The sequence below is a fragment of the uncultured Apibacter sp. genome (assembly GCF_946479295.1).
Lineage (GTDB): Bacteria > Bacteroidota > Bacteroidia > Flavobacteriales > Weeksellaceae > Apibacter.
Genome location: NZ_CAMLFD010000034.1, coordinates 1 through 2,847 on the forward strand (window position 1 = coordinate 1; position 2,847 = coordinate 2,847).

Here is a 2,847-nt window from a genome sequence, read left to right on the forward strand (position 1 = left end):
TTTTTGGTAATTTTTCTTCAAAATCACAACTTGCTATTGCAGGTATTCCGCTATTCCATAATGTTTTTAAAATTAACTTAGAATTATAAATATCATCATTTGAATATTGGGCTTCATCTTTCAAATATTCTATAAAATTCGAAAAGTATAAGAATCCATCTGGGAATTCTCGAGCTTTATTATCATCATATTCATCATTTTTATTTATATCTATTTCAAAACAATCTTTATTTTTTAAATTTAATTTTGAGATGATTGCATTTAAAATATTTTTATTTTTTTCATTGACATGAAATCTAACAATTAATTCATTCATAATTTAATTCATTCATAATATGAACCTATTTTATTGGTATATATGGTGGATTGTCAAAATTTCCTCCTTTTTAATTATAGAAATGTCTACATCCATTCCACTATCATGATGCTATTTCTTTTCTAATTGTATTTAATTTAGCTTCTCCTGCCTGAATTTCCGTATTTGTATAGCTTGTTACATTGTTCTTTCTTTTGTACTTCCAGCATTATGTGCTCCAAAATATTCTTTATCATTTTATTAAAGGTAGATTCATCTACTTTGAGAGCAATATCTATATCTGAACTAGCTTTTGCTGTTCCTTTAGTTCTACTTCCTTGTATGGCTACATCATCACTAAGATGGCCCTCTTTTTCTCGTAAAAATTTTGAAAATTCATCAAATTGTAATTTAGTTAATCCTTGTGATATTTTTAGTTTTTTGACTCCAATCTTAAAAATTCTTTTAATTGATAGGATTAGTTTTGCTAATTTGAAGGATTTTAAAATTCATAAAAAAGCAGATATTTTACAATCTGCTTTTTATTTATAATTCATATACTCCTTCTAAATATAGTTTGTACAAACAAGGTTGGACTTCACCGAAACTATATAGATATATATATGTATCCTTTTCAATGTAATAAAATAAACTTAAATTACTTTTTTCTATTTCGTAATAATCATAAAATTCTTTACCGACTTCTTTTACAATACCAGATTTTAGATCTTCTTTAAATTCTCTAGTTTCAGTTCCATGAAGAATATGCAAATCTTTTTTTATGAAAATGAAATCTTCTATACTAATTTTTTCTTTTAAGTTTTTGAAAGAATTATTTTCTATAATATATAAAAATTTCTCATTCTGATTGTTTTCAAGCTTCATATCAAAAACAAATCCTTGATCTGGTCCTACATAAATTAATTCTTGTCCTTGTATTTTATTCATTTTCTATTTTAAAAATGCCTTCGCTATATAAGATATAACGACTTGGTTGTAATTCTCCGAATGATAATATTTCTAAAATATTATCATTTGCTATGCTATAATATAGTGATAATCCCTCTAAAGAATAATAATTTGTATCATCTTTAGCTTTATTTGGGAAAAATTTATAAAACAAAGTGTCTTTCGAGGGTTTTGTTTTGATAAGATCCATAATGATTTTAAAATCCTCAGAATTTAATTTTTCTTTTAAATTTGAGAAATTGTTATTTAAAATATCCTTTAATTTTAAACCTTTAGCTAATATTTTATTATATAATTCTTCTGATTCTAATCCATCATAAAGCTCTCGTCTATTTTTTTCTATTATTTTTATCATTTTAGTTTACTTTTTTTATATATCCATTTTTAATTAGGCCATCAACACCTTCGCCCGTTAAGAATTGAGTTCCCATACCATCCTTACCAAACCAAGGGATTGCTTTTCCTTCTACAACAGGAAGTTCTTTTAGCGGTAATATATTCTTTTAGAAGTATTTATAAACCCTCCTTGGAGGCCATCCTCCATTAAGTTTATTATCATTAAACGATTTTTCTAAACCCTTCCAATCTTCTTTACAAAATAAATCCCATGCTTTATTAGCTAATTCATCTGTAGGAAATTTACAGGAAGCTAAAAAATCCTCAAAAGTTATTTCTCTTATCTTTAACCTTTTTCCAAACTTAAAAATTCCTTTAAATTGTTTAGCTTATTTTATGTAATTTAACAAGTGTTATAAACACTAAAAATATTTAATCTTTTTTATGCTAAAGCCGTAACATTTTTTAAATAATAAAATTTAAATTATCATATAAATATAGAATTTTTTAATATTGACTATTTCTTAATACATCAGATTTTTCCCAATTATTAATCCAGTTATCTACTACCAATTGTAATAAAGAATCATTTGACTTATTTTTTAATATTTTTAATGATTTTGCAACATCTGTCAATAACCAACCTTTGCTATTTAAGGTAAACCAAGCTTCTTTTAACTGGTTTTTTGTAACAAATAGTTCGAATAATTCCTTTTTATTATTCTTAGATTCTATCCACAAAGGTATATCTTCAACTTCTTGTAATAATTTTTTATTACTGATTTCAAATTCACAAGAATTTTTAATTACATCTTGGTTTAAGATACTAAGAGAAGAAGGATAATCTCCATTGTATTGAGATCTATCTTTTAAGTAAATAAAGGGAGTATTTTCTTTATAATAGACAAGTTCATTAAAATGTTCCGGATTATCTCCATATTTAATGGAAAATTCATTTATTTCTTGTATTTTATCATAATTTATCTCTTTACTAAAATCAATAATTTCGTTAGATAAATCATCTTTAATAACAATCATTTTCAATATAAGTAAGGTAAATAACTGATTTTCATTCCTTGCTATTTCAGACATATAACCATTTTCTAAATTATATTCTATAAAAGTCTCTTTTCTATCACAAAAAAAATGATGAATAATCCCTTTATAAGATGAATCACAACCTAAAAATAGGGGTGTTAAACATGGAGGATATGGATACCAATATTCATTTATGGAATTATAATCAT

6 protein-coding genes are annotated in these 2,847 nt (G+C 24.4%); all 6 read right to left on the reverse strand.

Annotated elements, in window-relative coordinates; genetic code table 11:
- The coding region (locus tag Q0T35_RS11060) for a hypothetical protein (RefSeq protein ID WP_295843141.1) at positions 1 to 316 on the reverse strand (316 nt) is incomplete at its 3' end.
- A 137-nt stretch (positions 317 to 453) separates the two neighbouring features.
- A complete protein-coding gene (locus tag Q0T35_RS11220) occupies positions 454 to 804 on the reverse strand; it encodes a nucleotidyltransferase domain-containing protein (protein ID WP_366937746.1) in 351 nt (116 codons plus the stop codon).
- Between the two features lie 37 nt (positions 805 to 841).
- Positions 842 to 1,243, reverse strand: coding sequence for a hypothetical protein (locus Q0T35_RS11070; RefSeq protein WP_295843145.1), 402 nt, complete (start codon positions 1,241 to 1,243; stop codon positions 842 to 844).
- A complete protein-coding gene (locus Q0T35_RS11075; protein ID WP_295843146.1) occupies positions 1,236 to 1,619 on the reverse strand; it encodes a hypothetical protein in 384 nt (127 codons plus the stop codon). Before Q0T35_RS11075 ends, Q0T35_RS11070 begins: the two co-directional genes overlap by 8 nt.
- 1 nt (position 1,620) lies before the next feature.
- Positions 1,621 to 1,761, reverse strand: coding sequence for a glycohydrolase toxin TNT-related protein (locus Q0T35_RS11225; RefSeq protein ID WP_366937747.1), 141 nt, complete (start codon positions 1,759 to 1,761; stop codon positions 1,621 to 1,623).
- 346 nt (positions 1,762 to 2,107) lie between these two features.
- Positions 2,108 to 2,847: hypothetical protein (locus Q0T35_RS11080; protein WP_295843148.1), on the reverse strand; the 740-nt coding region annotated here is incomplete at its 5' end.